Source organism: Pseudomonas sp. GW821-FHT09E04 (assembly GCF_059416185.1).
Window position 1 is genome coordinate 480124 of record NZ_JBWKOR010000005.1, and the last position, 16956, is coordinate 497079.

17 protein-coding genes are annotated in these 16956 nt (G+C 60.5%); 12 read left to right on the forward strand and 5 right to left on the reverse strand.

What is annotated here, in order from left to right; genetic code table 11:
- Nucleotides 1-227 precede the first annotated feature (227 nt).
- From AC07N4_RS20950 to nadS, 3 genes are all read left to right on the forward strand, one after another.
- The gene (locus AC07N4_RS20950) at nucleotides 228-527 is read left to right on the forward strand and encodes a hypothetical protein (RefSeq protein ID WP_115076187.1); all 300 of its coding nucleotides are present in this window, start codon (nucleotides 228-230) and stop codon (nucleotides 525-527) included.
- A gap of 111 nt (nucleotides 528-638) precedes the next feature.
- Entirely contained in the window at nucleotides 639-959 is a 321-nt protein-coding gene (locus AC07N4_RS20955) for a type II toxin-antitoxin system RelE/ParE family toxin (RefSeq protein ID WP_197870129.1), read from the forward strand.
- Complete coding sequence (gene nadS, locus AC07N4_RS20960; protein WP_127796615.1) at nucleotides 956-1243, forward strand: NadS family protein; 288 nt, start codon at nucleotides 956-958, stop codon at nucleotides 1241-1243. The genes AC07N4_RS20955 and nadS overlap by 4 nt, the downstream gene beginning before the upstream one ends.
- A 65-nt stretch (nucleotides 1244-1308) precedes the next feature.
- On the opposite strand, the gene AC07N4_RS20965 is transcribed toward nadS, so the two are convergent.
- Both AC07N4_RS20965 and hslO read right to left on the reverse strand, forming a co-directional pair.
- Complete coding sequence (locus AC07N4_RS20965) at nucleotides 1309-2850, reverse strand: phosphoenolpyruvate carboxykinase (RefSeq protein WP_102620601.1); 1542 nt, start codon at nucleotides 2848-2850, stop codon at nucleotides 1309-1311.
- A 181-nt stretch (nucleotides 2851-3031) separates the two neighbouring features.
- Nucleotides 3032-3934: an Hsp33 family molecular chaperone HslO gene (gene hslO / locus AC07N4_RS20970; RefSeq protein WP_096821908.1), complete on the reverse strand. Its 903-nt coding sequence runs from the start codon at nucleotides 3932-3934 to the stop codon at nucleotides 3032-3034.
- Nucleotides 3935-4038: 104 nt separating this feature from the next.
- On the opposite strand from hslO, the gene AC07N4_RS20975 reads away from it, so the two are divergent.
- Complete coding sequence (locus tag AC07N4_RS20975) at nucleotides 4039-4839, forward strand: phosphatase PAP2 family protein (RefSeq protein WP_493065886.1); 801 nt, start codon at nucleotides 4039-4041, stop codon at nucleotides 4837-4839.
- A gap of 67 nt (nucleotides 4840-4906) precedes the next feature.
- Here the strand turns inward: AC07N4_RS20975 and AC07N4_RS20980 are convergent, their stop codons facing one another.
- Nucleotides 4907-5314: an RNA-binding S4 domain-containing protein gene (locus tag AC07N4_RS20980; RefSeq protein WP_096821906.1), complete on the reverse strand. Its 408-nt coding sequence runs from the start codon at nucleotides 5312-5314 to the stop codon at nucleotides 4907-4909.
- A gap of 218 nt (nucleotides 5315-5532) precedes the next feature.
- Here AC07N4_RS20980 and rimB point away from each other — a divergent pair, with 218 nt between their 5' ends.
- Nucleotides 5533-6012 (forward strand): retropepsin-like aspartic endopeptidase RimB, encoded by a 480-nt coding sequence (gene rimB, locus AC07N4_RS20985; protein ID WP_102620599.1) that lies wholly within the window; start codon nucleotides 5533-5535, stop codon nucleotides 6010-6012.
- Nucleotides 6009-6914 (forward strand): 30S ribosomal protein S6--L-glutamate ligase, encoded by a 906-nt coding sequence (rimK, locus tag AC07N4_RS20990; protein ID WP_007949201.1) that lies wholly within the window; start codon nucleotides 6009-6011, stop codon nucleotides 6912-6914. Before rimB ends, rimK begins: the two co-directional genes overlap by 4 nt.
- Before the next feature lie 35 nt (nucleotides 6915-6949).
- Here rimK and AC07N4_RS20995 read toward each other — a convergent pair whose 3' ends face one another.
- Nucleotides 6950-8263, reverse strand: coding sequence for an ATP-binding protein (locus AC07N4_RS20995; RefSeq protein ID WP_096821905.1), 1314 nt, complete (start codon nucleotides 8261-8263; stop codon nucleotides 6950-6952).
- Nucleotides 8264-8377: 114 nt separating this feature from the next.
- Nucleotides 8378-9118, reverse strand: a complete 741-nt coding sequence (ompR, locus tag AC07N4_RS21000) for an osmolarity response regulator transcription factor OmpR (RefSeq protein ID WP_007952694.1) — start codon at nucleotides 9116-9118, stop codon at nucleotides 8378-8380.
- Between the two features lie 360 nt (nucleotides 9119-9478).
- Between ompR and AC07N4_RS21005 the strand changes: the two genes are divergently transcribed.
- The 6 genes from AC07N4_RS21005 (at nucleotide 9479) to tauC (ending at nucleotide 16931) form a co-directional block, all read left to right on the forward strand.
- A complete protein-coding gene (locus AC07N4_RS21005) occupies nucleotides 9479-11803 on the forward strand; it encodes a Tex family protein (RefSeq protein ID WP_493065887.1) in 2325 nt (774 codons plus the stop codon).
- On the forward strand, nucleotides 11803-12186 hold the full coding sequence (locus tag AC07N4_RS21010) for a PaaI family thioesterase (protein WP_085712709.1): 384 nt from the start codon (nucleotides 11803-11805) through the stop codon (nucleotides 12184-12186). Before AC07N4_RS21005 ends, AC07N4_RS21010 begins: the two co-directional genes overlap by 1 nt.
- A 214-nt stretch (nucleotides 12187-12400) precedes the next feature.
- Nucleotides 12401-13984 carry a glutamate--cysteine ligase gene (gene gshA, locus AC07N4_RS21015; protein ID WP_493065888.1) on the forward strand — a complete coding sequence of 528 codons (1584 nt, stop codon included), beginning with the start codon at nucleotides 12401-12403 and terminating at the stop codon, nucleotides 13982-13984.
- Between the two features lie 322 nt (nucleotides 13985-14306).
- The gene (gene tauA, locus AC07N4_RS21020; RefSeq protein WP_192559494.1) at nucleotides 14307-15284 is read left to right on the forward strand and encodes a taurine ABC transporter substrate-binding protein; all 978 of its coding nucleotides are present in this window, start codon (nucleotides 14307-14309) and stop codon (nucleotides 15282-15284) included.
- Nucleotides 15285-15300: 16 nt separating this feature from the next.
- A complete protein-coding gene (gene tauB / locus AC07N4_RS21025) occupies nucleotides 15301-16095 on the forward strand; it encodes a taurine ABC transporter ATP-binding subunit (RefSeq protein ID WP_493065889.1) in 795 nt (264 codons plus the stop codon).
- The gene (gene tauC, locus AC07N4_RS21030; protein WP_064382739.1) at nucleotides 16092-16931 is read left to right on the forward strand and encodes a taurine ABC transporter permease TauC; all 840 of its coding nucleotides are present in this window, start codon (nucleotides 16092-16094) and stop codon (nucleotides 16929-16931) included. Before tauB ends, tauC begins: the two co-directional genes overlap by 4 nt.
- Nucleotides 16932-16956: the final 25 nt, after the last annotated feature.

Here is a 16956-nt window from a genome sequence, read left to right on the forward strand (position 1 = left end):
CCAAATCAGCGACTCGGGTTTGGTCACCTGAAAATGAGAGAGAAACTTCGCATGCCCTTGTATGCTTGCCGCCTGATTCATGCGGCACGCGTTATGGCGGCTGTGTTTGGGACGCTTCGGCGTGCCTGGAGTTCTCTCTCTCTGGTTGACCAACCCGAACACAGTCCGCCTCCTATCGTTTGGTCATGATGTTGGCGGTTCTTCGGATACTTGAGAGAGTCTAACCAATGAAATCATGGAACCAGTTCCCCAACGATCGCTACCGCCCACTTGATACAAACCTCACCGACACCAAGCCATTGGTCATCGACACCGAGGCCAACCCGCAAGACATCCTCGAATGCGCCGTCCAGCGCCTGCGCGCTTCAAGCGACCTGCTGCAAACTCTCTACTGCCTCTGCTTCAAACATGCCGACGTTGAAGACATTCCCCACATCACCCACGCCCTTTACCTGCTGACCAAAGACGGGTTTGACCTGTTGCAGGTCGCCCAGCAACGAATGCTCAACTGGAAAGCTCCAGTCTGAGGTTGAGTGATCAGATCGTTCCCATGTTCGACATGAGAACGATCACTTACCAGTCATCTACTCAAATCCCTTCAGCATTGCTGGAAGGTAAGCCAATGGCGTACATTTACGATGATTTTTGTTGAGACTCGGATCTTTACCCGTCGAGTAAAAGAGCTGCTGGACGATGACACGTATGCCGCTTTTCAGAAGCAACTGGTTGTAAGTCCTTCGATTGGCGATGTAATTGAAGGCACAGGCGGGATCCGCAAAACCCGAATCGCAGCGAAAGGACACGGCAAGCGAGGCGGAGCACGGGTTATCTACTACCACTTCGTTTCGGCGTCACAAATCGGGTTATTGATGATCTACCCTAAAAATGAACAACACGATCTGTCCAGCGATGAGCGTAAAGCACTCAAGGTCTTGATCGAAAAATGGAGATGCCCATGAGCAAATTTTTTGATGAGCTGATGGAAAGTGTGCAAGAGATGGACGAGATTGTACGAGGCCAGCGCGCACCTTCTCGCGAATTCCACGTTGATGCATTGCAGGTCAAAGAAATTCGTAAAGCTACCGGTTTGACCCAGACCAAATTTGCGGCACTGATCGACGTCCAACTCGGCACGCTACGAAATTGGGAACAGGGTCGTCGCGAGCCAACCGGGCCGGCAAAGGCTCTGCTCAAGGCCATTCATAACGACCCGGTTCATGTTTTGAATGCATTGGCCCATTGAGAAAATGAACGCCCACAAAAAAGCCGCCCTCAAGAGGCGGCTTTTTCATTCACCAAAACTAAGTCTTACAACTTAGGCCCGGCAGCCTTGATCGCGTCGCTCACGTCGAACTTCTTGAAGTTCTCGATGAACAGACCGGCCAGTGCTTTGGCAGCTTCGTCGTACGCAGCCTTGTCAGCCCAGGTGTTGCGCGGGTTGAGCAGGTTGGTTTCGACGCCCGGTACGGCCAGTGGCACGTCCAGGTTGATGGTGTCCAGGTGTTCGGTTTCGGCACCGATCAGTGCACCGCTCTGGATCGCTGCGATCACGGCGCGGGTGGTCGGGATGTTGAAGCGTTTGCCGACGCCGTAGCCACCGCCGGTCCAGCCGGTGTTGACCAGGTAGACCTTGGAGCCGAAGCCCTTGATGCGCTTGATCAGCAGTTCAGCGTATTCGCCAGCCGGACGCGGGAAGAACGGTGCGCCGAAGCAGGTGGAGAAGGTCGACTTGATGCCGCTGCCCGAACCCATTTCAGTCGAGCCCACCAGTGCGGTGTAGCCGGACAGGAAGTGGTAAGCCGCTTGCTCGTTGTTCAGGATCGACACTGGCGGCAGTACGCCGGTCAGGTCGCAAGTCAGGAAGATCACAGCGTTCGGCTCGCCGCCCAGGTTCTTCTCGGAACGCTTGGCAACGTGCTCCAGCGGGTAGGCTGCGCGGCTGTTCTGGGTCAGGCTGACATCGGCGTAGTCGGCGTGCTTGGCATCGTCGATCACGACGTTTTCCAGCACAGCGCCGTGCTTGATGGCTTTCCAGATGACCGGCTCGTTCTTCTCGGACAAGTCGATGCACTTGGCGTAGCAGCCGCCTTCGATGTTGAAGACAACGCCTTCGCCCCAGCCGTGTTCGTCGTCACCGATCAGGTAACGGCTTTCGTCGGCGGACAGGGTGGTCTTGCCAGTGCCGGACAGACCGAAGAACAGGGTCACGTCGCCCTCTTCGCCGATGTTGGCAGCGCAGTGCATTGGCAGCACGTCAGCGGCCGGCAGCAGGAAGTTCTGCACGGAGAACATGGCTTTCTTCATTTCACCGGCGTAACGCATGCCGGCGATCAACACTTTTTTCTGTGCGAAGTTGAGGATCACGCAACCGTCGGAGTTGGTGCCGTCACGCTCAGGCACGCACTCGAAGTTGGCCACGTTCAACACTTGCCACTCGTCACGACCGGCCGGGTTGTACTGAGCCGGGTTGATGAACAGGCAACGACCGAACAGGTTCTGCCAGGCAGTCTGGGTGGTCATCTTCACGGCCAGGTAGTGATCTTCGGCCGCGCCTACATGCACGTGGGAAACGAAATGCTCTTGCGCGTTGTTGAATGCTTCAACACGAGCCCACAGCGCGTCGAACTTGTCGGCCGGGAACTTGCGGTTGATCGGGCCCCAGGCGATTGCGTCCTGGGTGGAAGGCTCTTCAACGATGAAACGGTCGACTGGCGAACGGCCGGTGCGGTGACCGGTGCGAACTACCAGAGCGCCGGTATCGGCAAGCTCGCCTTCACCGCGTTTCAGGGCTTCTTTTACCAGATCATCAACACTCAGATCGGTGTACACGGCGTTATTGGCTTGCGTCATGAGGTTCCCCGTCGGCCAGTGGCCGAGTGTGCTCCAAACGTTTTGTAGTAGAAAGTCGTGCACTACTACCGCGAAAAAAGTGGGCCGGATTATGCCAGAAAAGCCCAAAAAGAGTAGGGCCCTCCCGTCGTAACGGCGTTATTCCGTCGTTGAGCAGTGAATTTACCTGCGCTGAACCGTTTTAGTGCCGGGTATCTGACGGCGTCTCGACGCCCGCACCAGCGAACAATTGAGCGATATCCGCCGCGTCGAACAGGTAGCGCTGGTTGCAGAACTGGCAATCGATCTCGACGCTGCCACCCTGCTCGGCCACCAATTGCTGCGCATCTTCCAGACCCAGGCTGACCAGTGCGTTGCCCGAGCGTTCGCGGGAGCAGCTGCAATGGAAGCGCAGTTTCTGCACATCGAACAGACGGACCTGTTCTTCATGGTAGAGGCGATGCAGAACCGTTTCGTTGTCCAGGCTCAACAGTTCATCAGCGGTCAGGGTGTTGCCCAGCGCGGTGATGTGCTGCCAGCTGGCGGCGCGTTCTTCTTCATCTTTCAGGCGATCGGCAGGCAGTTGCTGCAGCAGCAGGCCACGGGCGCGACGGCCGTCGGCGCACAGCTTGAAGCGGGTGCCAACCTGCTGGGACATGACGAAGTAGTTGGTGAAGCAGTCGGACAGGGTTTCGCCGTCGAGGTCGACGATGCCCTGGTAGCGCTGGCCCACCGTCGGATCGACAGTCAACGCCAACACGCCGTTGGGCATCAGGTCGGAGAGGGTCGCATCAGCGGCGATCAAGTCGGCTTCATAACGGGCCAGGCCACGAATTTCGCGGTCACTGGAGCACTCGATCATCAGCAGCGGGATCGGGCCTTCGGAGCGCGCCTGAAGAATCAGCAAGCCATCGAATTTCAGGGTGCCTACCAGCAACGACGCAGCAGCCATCAGTTCGCCCAGCAATTGCGCAACCGGCTCCGGATACGGGTGCTTGGCGAGCACTTCGGCGTAGCTGCGTTCCAGCGACACCAGTTCGCCGCGCGTGTCGCTGTCATCGAAGATGAAGCGTTGGGTGTAATCGGTATCGAGGAAATCGGTCATAGGTCTAGGTATCTGATTTTAATGACAAAAAGGTTACAAAGAATGAAAATCCCGCGCTTCTGGCATCCATTTTGATGCCTATGTTCAGCCACGGGAGGCATTTTATGAACAATCCGGGTTTGTTCCAATCAAGGTGGAACCTCGGCCGGCTGGTTCTGTGCAATGCAGTGCCTTTGGCACTACTGGCTTTCTGGTTATGGCCTACGGGTCAGATGCTGTGTGTGGTTTTCGACGAGTGGCTGTTCCGCTCACTCAATGCACCGCTGGCCAGCAACCCCATATGGCTCCACATCTGGGCAATTGCAAGTCTGCGCCCGTTCGACGTTGTCGTCGGACTGATCCTGCTGACCCTGCTGATCAAGGGCGACTGGGTGTTCAAGGCGATTGACGTGCGTCGCGCCTTCTTCGGATTTTTCTCGATCCTGCTGCTGATGGTGGTGATCCGCGCGCTGTTTTCCAAATTCGCCGACCACATGGGCTGGCAGCACAATAGCCCATCCATGGTGCTCCAGGGCGCCGTTCATATGAGCGACTACTTCCCGCATCTCGAGAAGACCTTTGAGCTGAAGGATCGCTCGAGCCAGAGCTTCCCCGGTGACCATGCTTCGGTGCTGTTGATCTGGGCGCTGTTCATGGGCGTTTTCAGTCGCTCCGCCGGCCAGTTCCTGACGATCTGGGGTCTGGCGCTGCTGTTCATGCTGCCGCGTCTGGTGGCCGGCGCGCACTGGGGCCAGGACGATTACATCGGTGGCCTGCTGTTGGCGGTATGGGCGTTGGGCTGGGGTTACTACACACCGTTTGCCTATCACGCGGCGAACTTCTGGCTGAAGATCACAGCGCCGATTTTCACGCTGGTGGGCAAGTTGCCGGTGGTTTCGCGGATGAGTGTGGTGGCGCTCCGCTAATTCGATGCGCCTGAAAAGATCGCAGCCGCCGGCAGCTCCTCAGGGAGCGCATGCAGGCTGCGATTTTTTATTCGCCGCTACTGTTCCCACGAAATTTAAACAAGTCCCGACGCTGTTTCTTGCTCGGTTTGCCGTCGGTGGTCACACCCAACGCGCCCGCCTTGCGCATCGCTGCAGCCGCCTCGCGCTTGGCGATACTGGCTTCGGTTTCCGCATACAGCGTCTGCGCTTCCGGCGCGCCACGGCGCACGATCGACAGGGCCTGGACCACGACAGTCTTTTCATCGAAGCCGGTACGAATCTCGAATTCATCGCCGATGCGTGGCTCTTTGCCAGGCTTGCAGCGCTCTCCCCGACAATGCACCTTGCCACTTTCGATGGCGGCTTTGGCCAAGGCACGGGTTTTAAAAAAACGTGCAGCCCACAGCCATTTGTCGAGACGGACCTTGTCGTCCTCTTCGCTTTTTTGTGCCATGGAATTTCCTCATTCTGAAATATTGATGAACTGTACTACCGTTTCTGTCGTGCCATGAATTGCGCTGTCCCGGATTACAATGCACACATTCCGGGGCGTGCTTGAGAGCGCGCAAATCCGGGCCATAGATATCTGTCGCCTTTTAACCACTATTCTGCGTGAATACCGCAAATCCGGCCCCCTGCGGGCTGATCGGTTTTCACCGGTTGAGCATTTTTTTGAAGACATTTGACCATTTGACCGTTGTTGGTCTGCGCGAGTGGGTGGCGCTCCCAGGTTTGGGAGTCGCAGGCCTTCGGGCGAAAATCGACACCGGTGCCAGTACCTCCAGCCTGCACGCCACCGATATCGAGCCGTTCGAACGGGACGGCGAGAAGTGGGTGCGTTTCACCGCGCACCTGGGCACGGTGGTGCAATTGCGCCACCGGCGTTGCGAAGCACCGCTGGTCACCCGCAAGACCATCAAGAGTTCCAACGGCCAGGCCCAGGTGCGCTATGTGATCAGCACCACCCTGGCCCTCGGTGATCGGGTCTGGCCGGTCGAGTTCACCCTCGCCTGCCGCAAGTCCATGCGCTATCGCCTGTTGCTCGGTTCCAAAGCCCTGATCGACGGCCAGTTGGTGGTCAATCCGGGTATCAAGTATGTACAAGACAAGCCGGTGTTCCCGGTATCTACCTCCTCCACAGGTGTTGCATGAAGATCGCTGTGCTGTCGCGGAATCCGCGTCTGTATTCCACCCGTCGTCTGGTCGAAGCCGGCACCGAACGCGGGCATGAAATGGTGGTGATCGACACCTTGCGCGCCTACATGAACATCGCCAGCCACAAGCCGCAGATCCACTATCGCGGCAAGCCGCTGGAAGGGTTCGATGCGGTGATCCCGCGGATCGGCGCGTCGGTGACGTTTTATGGCTGCGCGGTGCTGCGCCAGTTCGAAATGATGGGGGTGTTTCCGCTCAACGAATCGGTGGCCATCGCCCGCTCCCGGGACAAGCTGCGTTCGCTGCAATTGCTGTCGCGCCGGGGCATCGGTTTGCCGGTGACCGGCTTCGCCCACTCGCCGGACGACATTCCCGACCTGATCGACATGGTCAACGGCGCGCCGCTGGTGATCAAGGTGCTGGAAGGGACTCAGGGCATCGGCGTGGTGCTGTGCGAAACCGCGACGGCGGCGGAGTCGGTGATCGAGGCGTTCATGGGCCTCAAGCAGAACATCATGGTGCAGGAATACATCAAGGAGGCCGGCGGCGCGGACATCCGCTGCTTCGTGGTCGGCGACAAGGTGATCGCGGCGATGAAGCGTCAGGCCAAGCCCGGGGAATTCCGCTCCAACCTGCACCGTGGCGGTAGCGCCAGCCTGATCAAGATCACCCCGGAAGAGCGCATGACCGCGTTGCGCGCCGCCAAGGTCATGGGCCTGGCGGTGGCGGGTGTGGATATCCTGCGTTCGAATCACGGGCCGCTGGTGATGGAAGTGAACTCGTCGCCTGGCCTGGAAGGGATCGAGACCACCACCGGCAAGAACGTGGCGGGGATCATCATCGAACACCTTGAGAAGAATGGCGGGCCGAACATGACCCGCACCAAAGGCAAGGGTTGAACCTTGAATCAGGCGGCCGCAAGGCCGCCTGAAACTTAAACCGCGTCTCGCGGCAGCATCAACCCCAGCGGCAAGCGCACCCGCGCCTCCAGCCCGCCACCGGAGCGGTTGCGCAGCTCGACATTGCCGCCATGCATCGAAGCAATCCGCTTGACGATCGCCAGCCCCAGCCCGGTACCCTTCCCGCCCCGCGCGCGGTCGCCACGGGTGAACGGGTTGAAAATCGCCTCAAGCTCCGACGGATCAATCCCCGCGCCACGGTCCATCACGCTCAGCACCACGTACGGCGCGCTGGTGTCACCTGACACATAAGCCGCAACCTCGACGCCGCTGCCGGCATGGTTCAACGCGTTGCCGATCAGGTTGTTCAGCAGGCGCTTCATCGACACCCGACGCAGTGGGAACGGCTGGATCGGCTCCAGACGCAAGCGCACCTTCTCTTCACTCTGGTTGTACGGCGCCGCGACTTCGCGCACCAGATCGCTCAGATCCACTTCTTCCACCGACTCGTCCCGACCATCGCGAATGAACGCGAGGAACTGGTCGAGAATCGCGTCCATGTCTTCAATGTCGCGCACCATGTCGTCGGTCAGGTCGGTGCGGTCACCCATCAGTTCCAGCGACAGCCGTAGACGGGTCAGCGGCGTGCGCAGGTCGTGGGAAACCCCGGCGAGCATCAGTTCACGCTCACGACCGGCCTGTTCAACGTCCTCGGCCATCTGGTTGAAGGCGCGATAAACCTCGGTCATTTCGCTCGGTGTGTCACTGATCGGCAGGCGCACGCTGCGGCCCTGGCCGAGTTGCCGTGCGGCATACACGAGACGCTTCAAAGGCTGATTGAGCTGGCTGACGAAAATCCATGCCGACGCGGTCGAGAGCAACCCGATGGCGAGGAACCAGCCGAGTACGTTCCAGATTTTCTGGCCGCGCAACGGATGCGGGTACAACGGCACTTTCAACCAGCCATCACCCAGGCTCGGCGCACGCACCCACAACGCCGGCGGTGAATGCATGCGCAGCCGAACCTCGGTGTCGGCCCCCAGTTCCGCCTGCATCTGCCGCTGGTAGATTTCGCTGTACGGCCAGTGCTGCTCGCCTTCCGGCACACCGGCACCGACCACCCGGATCAGGGTCGCGGCATCGGCGATCTTCGCGCGGTTTTCTTCATCGGCAGCCCAATAGGCACGCAGCGTGAGGGCGACGCCGTGGCTGTATTGACGGTCCACCAGCACGTCCTCGTTCATCAGCAGATAAACCAGGGTCAGAGCCTTGGAAAACAATACGACGATGAGCACCAGCCAGAGGGTGCGGGAGAAGAAACTTTGGGGAAACCAGACAGGGGTTTTCATGGATAACCGCTACGCACTTGCAGGAGCGAGCAATGCTCGCATATTGCGGATAACGAGTCTGCGGAGGCGGCATTTTTGACCGCTCCCCACAGACCCGCTCCTACAAATCACCCGTCACTTGGTGGAGTTGCCATCCGGCACGAACACATAACCCACGCCCCAGACAGTCTGGATGTAGCGCGGTTTGGACGGATCGGGTTCGATCATCCGGCGCAGACGGGAAATCTGCACATCGATGGAACGCTCCAGGGCATCCCACTCCCGGCCACGGGCCAGGTTCATCAGTTTGTCGCGGGTCAGCGGCTGACGGGCGTTCATCACCAGGGCCTTGAGTACCGCGAACTCACCGGTGGTGAGCATGTGCACTTCGTCGCCGCGCTTGAGTTCGCGGGTGGCCAAGGACAGCACGTAGTCACCGAACGTGACGTTCTCTTCTTCGCTGCCCGGCGCGCCCGGCACCGGTGCGGCCTGACGGCGCAGCACGGCTTTGACGCGGGCCATCAACTCGTCCGGGTTGAACGGCTTGGCCAGGTAGTCGTCGGCGCCCAGTTCCAGGCCCTTGATACGGCTCAGCTCGTCGCCCTTGGCGGTGAGCATGATGATCGGGATCTGATTGTTCGCGCCACGCAGGCGACGGCAAGCGGTCAGGCCGTCTTCGCCCGGCAGCATCAGGTCGAGGACGACCAGGTTGAACACTTCACGCGACAGCAGACGATCCATCTGCTCGGTATTCGGTACGGCGCGGGCGCGGTAGCCCTTGCTGACGAAGAAGCGTTCCAGCAGGCTGCTCAGCCCCGGATCGTCGTCAACAATAAGAATTTTTTCGCCTTCAGCAGTTTGTGCAGTGCTGCTCATTGGATGCTCCTTTTAGCTCGGCGCGCATTATGGCGTAGCTGCCGTTATACGCACCGTGTGCATTGTTAGCAGATTTTTCCTTCACTGCCAGAAAACCGGGGCTTGAGCCTACAGACTGTGTCGCCCCCGAATGACAGAACGCTGGTTATAATGCGCGGCCTTTTGTGTCAGGCAACGTCTGAATCGTTACCGCAGGTGGCCGTCTCTTATTTTCCGGGCCGTCGCAGTAATTGTTCGATTTCACGGGTCAATGGGATGCCTTTTGACCCAGGCAGCGGCAAGCGTCAGGCCGCCCAACCAGACTCCGGGCCTTTATTTACGTGCCTGCGAGCCTGCTTTCACAATTTGTCAGGTGGTTTTATGGACAGCATCAACAGCCGCATCGCCGAGGAACTCGGCGTACGCCCACAACAGGTCGAAGCGGCCGTCGCGCTACTCGATGAAGGCTCTACCGTTCCCTTCATCGCCCGTTACCGGAAAGAAGTGACCGGCAGCCTCGATGACACTCAACTGCGTCATCTGGAAGAGCGTCTGCGCTACCTGCGAGAACTCGACGAACGGCGCATCAGCATTCTTTCCAGCATCCAGGAGCAGGGCAAACTCACCCCTGAACTGGAGCGCGAAATCAAACTCGCCGACACCAAGACCCGCCTCGAAGACTTGTACCTGCCGTACAAGCAGAAGCGCCGCACCAAGGGCCAGATCGCCCTGGAAGCCGGCCTCGGCGAGCTGGCCGACGGTCTGTTCAACGACCCGAGCCTGGCCCCGGAAGCCGAAGCCGTACGCTTCATCGACGCCGAAAAAGGCGTGGCCGACGTCAAGGCTGCGCTGGAAGGCGCCAAGTACATCCTCATGGAGCGCTTCGCCGAAGACGCCAACCTGCTGGAAAAACTGCGCACTTACCTGAAGCAGGAAGCCACCCTCAGTGCCCGCGTGATCGCCGGCAAGGAAGAGGAAGGCGCCAAGTTCCGCGATTACTTCGAACACGACGAACCGCTGAAAAGCATGCCGTCGCACCGCGCGCTGGCGATTTTCCGTGGCCGCAATGAAGGCATTCTCAGCTCCGCACTGAAGGTCGGCGATGAACTGCCGGGCACCATGCATCCGTGCGAAGGCATGATCGGCCAGCAAGTCGGCATCCAGAACCAGAACCGTCCGGCCGACAAATGGCTGGGTGAAGTGGTGCGCTGGACCTGGAAGGTCAAGCTCTACACCCACCTGGAAACCGACCTGCTCGGCGAGCTGCGCGACGGCGCCGAAACCGAAGCGATCAACGTGTTCGCCCACAACCTGCACGACCTGCTGCTGGCCGCTCCGGCCGGCCCGCGCGCCACCCTGGGTCTCGACCCGGGCCTGCGCACCGGCTGCAAGGTCGCGGTGGTCGACTCCACCGGCAAGCTGCTGGATCACGCCACGGTTTACCCGCACGTGCCGCACAACAAATGGGATCAGACCATCGCGATCCTGGCCGCCCTGTGCGCCAAGCACTCGGTCGACCTGATCGCCATCGGCAACGGCACCGCCAGTCGTGAAACCGACAAACTGGCCATCGAGCTGATCAAAAAATATCCAGCGATGAAAATGACCAAGGTCATGGTCTCCGAAGCCGGCGCATCGGTGTACTCGGCATCGGAACTGGCAGCCAAGGAATTCCCGGATCTGGACGTATCGATCCGTGGCGCGGTATCGATCGCCCGTCGCTTGCAGGATCCACTGGCCGAACTGGTGAAAATCGATCCGAAATCCATCGGTGTCGGTCAGTACCAGCACGACGTGTCGCAGCTGAAACTGGCGCGCGGCCTGGACGCCGTGGTCGAGGACTGCGTGAACGCCGTGGGCGTGGACGTGAACACCGCGTCCGTGGCGCTGCTGGCGCGGATCTCCGGTCTCAACGCGACTCTGGCGCAGAACATCGTGACTCACCGTGACGAACACGGCGCGTTCAAGACCCGCGCCGCGCTGAAGAAAGTCGCGCGTCTGGGCGAGAAAACCTTCGAACAGGCCGCCGGCTTCCTGCGTGTGATGAACGGCGACAACCCGCTGGATTCCTCGGCGGTTCACCCGGAAGCCTATCCGCTGGTGCAACGCATCGCCGCTGAAACCGACCGCGACATCCGCTCGCTGATCGGCGACGCCGGGTTCCTCAAGCGTCTGGATCCGAAGAAATTCACCGACGAGACCTTCGGTCTGCCAACCGTCACCGACATCCTGCAGGAACTGGAAAAACCGGGCCGCGACCCTCGTCCGGAGTTCAAGACCGCCGAGTTCCAGGAAGGCGTCGAGGACCTGAAAGACCTGCAACTGGGGATGATCCTCGAAGGCGTGGTGACCAACGTGACCGCGTTCGGTGCGTTCGTCGACATCGGCGTGCATCAGGACGGTCTGGTGCACATTTCGGCGCTGTCGGAGAAGTTCATCAAGGATCCACGCGAAGCGGTGAAGGCCGGTGACGTGGTGAAAGTGAAGGTCATGGAAGTCGACATCCCGCGCAAACGCGTCGGCCTGTCGATGCGCATGAGCGACACCCCGGGCGAGAAGATCGACGGTGCCCGTGGCGCGCGTCCAGGCTCGGCGCCACGCCAGTCGCAGGGTTCGGCGCCGCGCAAGGAAACCACTCCGGCGGCTCCGGCGAACAACGCCATGGCGTCGCTGTTCGCCAACGCCAAGCAGTTGAAGAAACGCTGATGGAAATTCCGGCCGGGCTCGTCGAGAGCGCGTTTTTCAAGCTGTTGGGCTGCCGCCTGCACAGCCTGGAAACCGGGGTGGCGCAAGTCGCCCTGGTGCTGGAACCCGAACTGCGCAACCGCGGCGGCAAGCTGCACGGCGGCGCGCTGTTCAGTCTGGTCGATATCGCGATGGGGCTGGCCTGTTCCAGCACCCACGGCTTTGACCAACAGAGCGCGACCATCGAGTGCAAGATCAACTACATCCGCGCCGTCTCCGAGGGCGAGGTGATGTGCACGGCGCGGGTGATCCACCCGGGCCGGCGCACGCTGGTGGTCGAAGCCGACGTGATGCAGGGCGACAAACTGGTCGCAAAAGCGCAAGGCACGTTCGCTGTCCTGTAGATGTTGTTCATCATTTTGAGTTAATTTCGGCGCTGTGATCGCAGCGTCGGAGTTTTCCTCGCCCGCGTCTGCCAGATTCAGGGACTGAAGTTGGCGTTTCCAATGGGGCTTTCATGGCCCGAAAACCAGGCGAAAACGCCAGTTTCAACTTCACCCTTGTAGACCGTCCTGCCCACCCCCATATTGGGGCGACTGACGCGTGAAGGAATCCAAATTGAGCGAACTTCTCAACCGCCGCCTGGCTCTGCTCGGTGAGCGCGCCAACCTCTCTCTGCTCGAGCAGTGCCTGCACGGTATCGAACGTGAATGCCTGCGCGTGACCGGCGAGGGACGTCTGGCGCAAACGCCGCACCCTGAAAGCCTGGGTTCCGCGCTGACCAACGAACAGATCACCACCGACTATTCCGAGTCGCTGCTGGAATTCATCACGCCTGCCCTGCCAGACCCGGCCGACACCCTGGCCAGCCTGGACAAGATTCATCGCTTTGCCTACAGCAAGCTCGGCAACGAGTACCTGTGGAGTCCATCGATGCCGTGCCCGTTGCCGGCCGAGGAAGATATCCCGATCGCCTATTACGGCACCTCCAACATCGGTCAGCTCAAGTACGTCTACCGCAAGGGCCTGGCCCTGCGTTACGGCAAGACCATGCAGTGCATCGCCGGGATTCACTACAACTTCTCCCTGCCGGAAAAACTCTGGCCGCTGCTGAAAGAAGCCGAAGGCTTCGTCGGCACCGACCGGGATTTCCAGTCGTCGTCCTATATCGCGCTGATCCGCAACTTCCGTCGCTACAGCTGGCTGCTGATGTACCTGTTCGGTGCTTCGCCGGCGCTGGACGCGGGGTTCCTGCGCGGCCGTTCGCATCAGCTGGAACAGTTGGACCCGGACACTCTGTACCTGCCTTACGCCACCAGCCTGCGCATGAGTGACCTCGGTTACCAGAGCAACGCCCAGGCTGGCCTGACCCCTTGCTACAACGACCTGGCAAGCTACACCGACAGTCTGCGCAAGGCGGTGGCCACGCCATACGCGCCGTACGTAGAAGTCGGCACGCACCAGGATGGCGAGTGGGTGCAACTGAACACCAACATCCTGCAGATCGAAAACGAGTACTACTCCAACATCCGCCCGAAACGCGTGACCTACACCGGCGAGCGGCCGATCCAGGCGCTGGTCGCCCGTGGCATCCAGTACGTCGAAGTGCGTTGCCTGGACATCAACCCGTTCCTGCCGATGGGTATCGACCTCACCGAATCGCGCTTCCTCGACGCGTTCCTGCTGTACTGCGCACTGAACGACAGCCCGCTGCTGACCAACATCAGCTGCGGCAACGCCACGTCGAACTTCCTCAGCGTGGTCAAGGAAGGTCGTCGTCCGGGCCTGCAATTGCAGCGTGACGGCCAACCGGTCGAACTGAAGGAATGGGCCGCCGAACTGCTGGAAAAAATTGCTCCACTGGCGGCGCTGCTGGATCAAAGCCATGGCGGCGATGCCCACAGCAAGGCACTCGACGCACAACTGGCCAAGGTCAAGGATTCGTCCCTGACGCCTTCGGCCCAGGTGCTGGCGGCGATGGCCGAGCACAAGGAAAGCTTCGCGCAATTCTCCCTGCGCCAGAGCCAGGCTCACGCCGAGTTCTTCCGCAGCGAGCCGTTGGCGGCTGAGGAACAGGCGAAGTTCGAAGAACTGGCACGCTCGTCGCTGGCGCAACAGGCTGAGCTGGAAAAGAACGAGGTGGGCGATTTCGACGTGTTTGTCGGGTCGTATCAGGCGAGTATTTTGGCGATCAGTAACTGAAAAGCCCCTCACCCTAACCCTCTCCCAGAGGGAGAGGGAACCGACCGAGTTGTTGGTGCAAGATACGCCGACCTGAAATACCGAGCCGAACTCAGGATCTGAAAAGCCCCCCAATTGGCTCCCTTTCCCCCTCGCACCCTTGGGGGAGAGGGCTGGGGTGAGGGGGAAAAGATCTCACGTCGAACGAAAAATCCGAAATACCCCCCTTCCCTTAGATTTTTCCGCTCATAAGCTAAGTCTAAAAAGTTATTTATTTCTAGATTCTTAGATCATTTAGTCTCCTTTCACGCCGACGCTCGGTCGCCTGATATGGAGCTCTTCAATGAAACTGAATGTCCCGCTTCGCCTGCTGGCCGTGGCCTCTCTGGCTGCCGCGAGTTTCCTGGCTCAGGCCGCCGACCTCACCGTCGCCTACCAGACCACCGTTGACCCGGCGAAAGTCGCCCAGGCCGACGGCGCCTATGAGAAAGCCACCAAGGCCGATATCAGCTGGCGCAAGTTCGACAACGGTGCCGACGTCATCACCGCCATCGCTTCCGGCGACGTGCAGATCGGCTACCTCGGTTCCAGCCCGCTGACCGCTGCGATCACCCGCAAAGTCCCGGTGGAAACCTTCCTTATCGCCACCCAGATCGGCGCTGCCGAAGCGCTGGTCGCCCGCGACGGCTCCGGCATCAAGACGCCGCAGGATCTGGTCGGCAAGAAAATCGCCGTGCCATTCGTGTCCACCGGTCACTACAGCCTGCTGGCCGCGCTGAAGCACTGGAACATCGACCCTTCGAAAGTCACCGTCCTCAACCTCGCCCCGCCAGCGATCATTGCCGCGTGGAAGCGCGGTGACATCGATGCCACCTACGTTTGGGATCCGGCGCTGGGTGTGGCCAAGGAAAACGGCAAAGTGCTGATCACTTCCGGAGAGCTGGCCAAGTTCGGCGCGCCAACTTTCGACGCCTGGATCGTGCGTAAAGACTTCGCCGAGAAGCACCCGGAAATCGTTACCGCATTCGCCAAGGTCACCCTCGACGCCTACGCCGACTACCGCAAGGATCCGAAAGCCTGGATCGCCAATCAGAGCAACGTCGACAAACTGGTGAAACTGTCCGGCGCCAAGGCCAGCGACATTCCTTTGCTGCTGCAAGGCAACGTCTACCCGCTGGCGGCGGATCAGGTCAGTGACCTCGGCGCGCCGACCACCAAAGCCATCACCGACACCGCTGCGTTCCTCAAGGAGCAAGGCAAGGTCGAAGCGGTTCTGCCGGACTACGCGCCGTACGTCAGCGCCAAGTACATCACCAACTGATCGGGAGTTAATTGCGATGGCCTTGCTACAGCTGGAGCGCATCAGCGCACAGTATCCCGGCAGCCCGGAACCGGTGCTGGCGGATATCTCTCTGACCCTGGGGCCCCAGCAATTGCTGGTCGCCCTCGGCCCGTCCGGCAGTGGCAAGACTTCGCTGTTGAACCTGATTGCCGGCTTCGTCGAACCGAGCGCAGGGCGCATCACCCTCGACAACGTGCCAGTCAAAGGCCCGAGCGCCGAGCGCGGCGTGGTGTTCCAGGACGACGCCCTGCTGCCCTGGCAGGACGTGCTGGCCAACGTTGCCTTCGGTCTCGAACTGGCCGGTGTCGCCAAGGACAAACGCGAACAGCGCGCCCGGGAAATGCTCGCGCTGGTCGATCTCTCCGGTTTCGAAAAACGTCGCATCTGGCAACTCTCCGGTGGCCAGAAGCAACGTGTCGGCCTGGCCCGCGCCCTCGCAGCCGACCCGCGCGTGCTGCTGATGGACGAACCCTTCGGTGCCCTCGACGCCTTCACCCGCGAACAGATGCAGGAGCTGTTGCTGCAAGTCTGGCAACGCACCGCCAAACCGGTGTTCCTGATTACCCACGACATTGAAGAGGCGGTGTTCCTCGCCACCGACCTGATTCTGCTGGCGCCGAATCCGGGGCAGATCGTCGAACGCCTGCACCTCGACTTCGGCCAGCGCTACGCCGCCGGCGAATCGGCGCGGTCGATCAAGTCCGATCCGCGCTTCATCGAAACCCGCGAACACGTGCTCGCCAAAGTGTTCTCGCAACGCAGCGCCGTTCAGCGGCAGGAGCGCGCATGAGCAGTTACGACGTTTCCGCCACCGCAGTGAAACCCGCCGCCACGTCGGTGGTGATTCCTGTGCGTCGCAGCCTCAGCACTCGCTGGATCAGCCTGCTGACCTTGTTCGCGTTGCTGGTGATCTGGTGGGCCGTCACGGCCACCGGCCTGATCGAACCGCTGTTCCTGCCGCCACCGTCCGCCGTACTGCAAAAAGGCTGGTTACTGGCGACCACGGGTTACATGGATTCGACGTTGTGGCAGCACCTGGGCGCGAGCCTGAGCCGCATCGGTCTGGGCCTGGGTTTTGCGATTCTGACCGCGGTGCCGGTGGGCATTGCCATCGGCGCCAACCGCATCGCCCGAGGTGTGCTGGATCCGCTGATCGAGTTCTACCGCCCTATTCCGCCACTCGCCTATCTGCCGCTGATCGTGATCTGGTGCGGTATCGGCGAGTTGTCGAAAGTGCTGCTGATCTACCTGGCGATTTTCGCTCCGATCGCGATTGCTACCGCCACCGGCGTGCGCACCGTCGACCCGGCCAAACTGCGCGCTGCGCAATCGCTGGGGGCGACTCGCGCACAACTGATTCGCCACGTGATTTTGCCGAGCGCGCTGCCAGACATTCTGACCGGTGTGCGCATCGGTCTGGGTGTCGGCTGGTCGACTCTGGTCGCCGCCGAATTGATCGCGGCCACCAGTGGCCTGGGCTTCATGGTGCAGTCGGCCGCGCAATTCCTGGTCACCGATGTGGTGGTGCTGGGGATTCTGGTCATCGCCCTGATCGCCTTCGCCATGGAAATGGGCCTGCGCGCCCTGCAACGCAAACTGGTGCCGTGGCACGGCCAGGCCCACTGATTTTTCAGCACTGACTACCCCGACA

What these genes read in the sequence shown, in the direction of transcription:
- AC07N4_RS20975 (WP_493065886.1), top strand. Translation starts at nt 4,039, where the DNA reads ATGAACAATCCGGGTTTGTTCCAATCAAGGTGGAACCTCGGCCGGCTG.
- tauC (WP_064382739.1), top strand. Translation starts at nt 16,092, where the DNA reads ATGAGCAGTTACGACGTTTCCGCCACCGCAGTGAAACCCGCCGCCACG.
- nadS (WP_127796615.1), top strand. Translation starts at nt 956, where the DNA reads ATGAGCAAATTTTTTGATGAGCTGATGGAAAGTGTGCAAGAGATGGAC.
- AC07N4_RS20980 (WP_096821906.1), bottom strand. Translation starts at nt 5,314, where the DNA reads ATGGCACAAAAAAGCGAAGAGGACGACAAGGTCCGTCTCGACAAATGG.
- AC07N4_RS20950 (WP_115076187.1), top strand. Translation starts at nt 228, where the DNA reads ATGAAATCATGGAACCAGTTCCCCAACGATCGCTACCGCCCACTTGAT.
- AC07N4_RS21010 (WP_085712709.1), top strand. Translation starts at nt 11,803, where the DNA reads ATGGAAATTCCGGCCGGGCTCGTCGAGAGCGCGTTTTTCAAGCTGTTG.
- AC07N4_RS20965 (WP_102620601.1), bottom strand. Translation starts at nt 2,850, where the DNA reads ATGACGCAAGCCAATAACGCCGTGTACACCGATCTGAGTGTTGATGAT.
- rimK (WP_007949201.1), top strand. Translation starts at nt 6,009, where the DNA reads ATGAAGATCGCTGTGCTGTCGCGGAATCCGCGTCTGTATTCCACCCGT.
- hslO (WP_096821908.1), bottom strand. Translation starts at nt 3,934, where the DNA reads ATGACCGATTTCCTCGATACCGATTACACCCAACGCTTCATCTTCGAT.
- AC07N4_RS21005 (WP_493065887.1), top strand. Translation starts at nt 9,479, where the DNA reads ATGGACAGCATCAACAGCCGCATCGCCGAGGAACTCGGCGTACGCCCA.
- AC07N4_RS20955 (WP_197870129.1), top strand. Translation starts at nt 639, where the DNA reads ATGATTTTTGTTGAGACTCGGATCTTTACCCGTCGAGTAAAAGAGCTG.
- ompR (WP_007952694.1), bottom strand. Translation starts at nt 9,118, where the DNA reads ATGAGCAGCACTGCACAAACTGCTGAAGGCGAAAAAATTCTTATTGTT.
- tauB (WP_493065889.1), top strand. Translation starts at nt 15,301, where the DNA reads ATGGCCTTGCTACAGCTGGAGCGCATCAGCGCACAGTATCCCGGCAGC.
- AC07N4_RS20995 (WP_096821905.1), bottom strand. Translation starts at nt 8,263, where the DNA reads ATGAAAACCCCTGTCTGGTTTCCCCAAAGTTTCTTCTCCCGCACCCTC.
- tauA (WP_192559494.1), top strand. Translation starts at nt 14,307, where the DNA reads ATGAAACTGAATGTCCCGCTTCGCCTGCTGGCCGTGGCCTCTCTGGCT.